Source organism: Pontibacterium sp. (assembly GCF_041587635.1).
Lineage (GTDB): Bacteria > Pseudomonadota > Gammaproteobacteria > Pseudomonadales > Balneatricaceae > Pontibacterium.
In genome coordinates this window covers 1-2,589 of record NZ_JBFGYC010000560.1, presented here as the reverse complement: position 1 = coordinate 2,589, position 2,589 = coordinate 1, and the positions used below count along the sequence as shown (strand labels likewise).

The following is a 2,589-nucleotide window of genomic DNA, read 5'->3' as shown; positions in this document are numbered from 1 at the left end:
CTGCAGCTTTCCGATCACCTGTCGAATATAACCTCGAATCTGACCGCGCATGTTGTTGTACTGTTCAACCGCATCAGTCACCGGCTTAGAACTCGGCTGGAAGTTACTTTCTGCTGTCTGCTTATTGATAATCAACTGCGCGAGCGATCGTTCCATCTCGACTAATGCTGGATAGTTCTGACGGAGCTCAGTCGTTAAACCGACATAACCGGCTGTACCAACCTTGTTATAAGCCCCCTGCAAGAACGACAAGCGCTCTTTGGACGACTTCAACTGACCCGCAATTTCCGCTTTTCGCGTTTCAAGGTTTCTTACTACTGCCAGCATATTATCAGCCTGCAGCTCTGGACTCGCCAAATTCAGATTCTTACGCGCTGCAGCCAACTCATTACTCAGCTGAATATAGCGTTCACGGAACAAAGCAACCTGCTCATCAAAGAACTCAAGACTGCCTTTCAGACCCTGGTTTACCTCGATGTAATAATCGATATACGCATCCAAGAGAGTGTTTAGCTGGTCACGAGCCTGATCAGCATCCGGTGCTGAGTAGATAATCTCTACGATATTTGATGTTGCCAACGGTTCCGCACGGAATTGGCCGCGAAGTTCGGAAATTGCGTCCAGCACTGCTGAATCATCATCCATCGGCGCCAAATTGTGCATTTCTACCACTTCACGCAGCACATCAGCAGAACTAAACAGGTGAACAACCGTGTTCAACGTCTGGTCAGATACGTTATCAACTACGTTGAAACGGGAATCTGCCCCCTCATCAAACACCACTGGCTTTTCTATACGTGGTTTTACCAACAGACGTGCTTTAGCCGTATAAGTAGACGGACTGACGAAGGCCAGCAACAACGCTCCAATGATGACACCTATAAAGGTGAATACAAAGACGCGCTTGGTATAGAAAAAGATTGCGACGATATCGCGGAAGGTTAACTTACCACCTTCTCTACGGTTGCTCGTACTACTATCCATAACTGATTATCACCCCAAAAAAATGCGTATTCACCTGAATTACTGGTTAGGCCCAATTAGATCGACTGTGTCGTCCAGCGTATACGTAAAGCCCAGATTCACCGGGATCATCCGTCGGATCGCATCACCCACAAGAGCCGCACGTCCCAGAGTTGTCGTAGGCACAAATACAACATCGGATTGACGAACGAAATAATCCTGTCCTGAGTTACCACTGGAAAGTACAGATGCCAGATCAACCAGACGCCCAACTGGACGGTTAAATTCATCACGTGAGATCAATAGCGTGGAGCCTGCTTCACCAAAATCGGCAAAGCCTCCGGCCAAAGCAACAGACTGCAATACAGTAGTTGGGCCATTCAACTGATAAAACCCTGGTCGTTGAACCGCACCGAATACATAAACCCGATTGCCCGTAGCCTGCAATATCGCGGTAGACGTAAACATGCCTGGCACACTTTTCTCGTATTCCAGGTTGATCGCATCAGACGCCTGATTGATTGATTTTCCCGCTACCTTAATAGCGGAAAGCAGCGGTAAGCTAACCGTGCCATCAGACTGCACAACTGCTTCGCGGCTCTGACCACGTGGTGCTGTACGAATCGCTTCTTTCAGCTCACGAATTTTCGCACCGTAACGAATCAGGGAAACGGTACTTTGCGGCATTGTCAGAAAATCGGAATAGATTTCGTTCACCGCTGCAGAGAGTTCCATCGGCGTACGACCCGCCGCCATAACGTCACCTTTATATGGAACAGTGACTCGCCCATCGGGACGTACGTTCAACGTACGGTCCATCTGCGGGTAGTGATAGAATTCAATACGGATCTGATCACCGATAGCGATTTCGTAACGATCTTTTTGCTCAACATCTACGTGATACGTAACCTCCAGACGATCCCCCGGAGATATCTGGTAATCCGTATCAAAGTATGGCAATGGATCCTGCTCATATACTTTTTTACCATCTTCCACAGTGGCAGCTTCATGCGGCACATAGCAACCTGACAAAAGCACCATCAGTGCTGGACCAACCATCCACTTAATTGCCTTTTTAAACTTGTTATCTGTCGAGCAGATCATGGGTCGAAACCTCTCCGGTATGCAGCACATCACGTCGTAATTCCATGCCGGATAACTCATCCAGCGACACTCTCAGAAAATAAACTTATGAGAGTGTATTTAGCCCGCTGCTAATAACCTAACGCAACAGACCACATGCCGCATAAAGCAACACAAATTATGAGTGGTTATTAAACAACATCGATATAAATAAACAAGTGTTTATTTATTCAACCAACGGTTTAAAACCACTCCTTATATCAAGCAATTTTCCGTGCTCGGTTACCACTCGAAGTCAATTTCAACTCGACGGTTACCTGCATGGCGCACACCATCCTTGGTTGATACACGCGGCTTTGACTCTCCATAATGCGACGCGCGAATTTCGGATACTTCTACACCCTCAGCACGCAACATACGCGCAGCAGCCTGAGCTCGACGCTGAGATAGCGCCTCGTTGTGAGATCGACTACCTGATGTATCCGTGTGAGCCGTCAGAACCACACGACGAGGCTTCATCTCGCGAGCATCCGCGACAACCTT

At 47.9% G+C, this 2,589-nt stretch carries 3 protein-coding genes; all 3 read right to left on the bottom strand.

Annotated features, from left to right (window positions below):
• Positions 1–984: GumC family protein (locus ABYW01_RS19005; protein WP_372835886.1), on the bottom strand; the 984-nt coding region annotated here is incomplete at its 3' end.
• A 39-nt stretch (positions 985–1,023) separates the two neighbouring features.
• Positions 1,024–2,067, bottom strand: coding sequence for a polysaccharide biosynthesis/export family protein (locus ABYW01_RS19000; protein ID WP_372835884.1), 1,044 nt, complete (start codon positions 2,065–2,067; stop codon positions 1,024–1,026).
• A 261-nt stretch (positions 2,068–2,328) separates the two neighbouring features.
• Positions 2,329–2,589, bottom strand: a 261-nt coding sequence (locus ABYW01_RS18995) for an OmpA family protein (RefSeq protein WP_372835883.1), incomplete at its 5' end; no start/stop codon positions are given.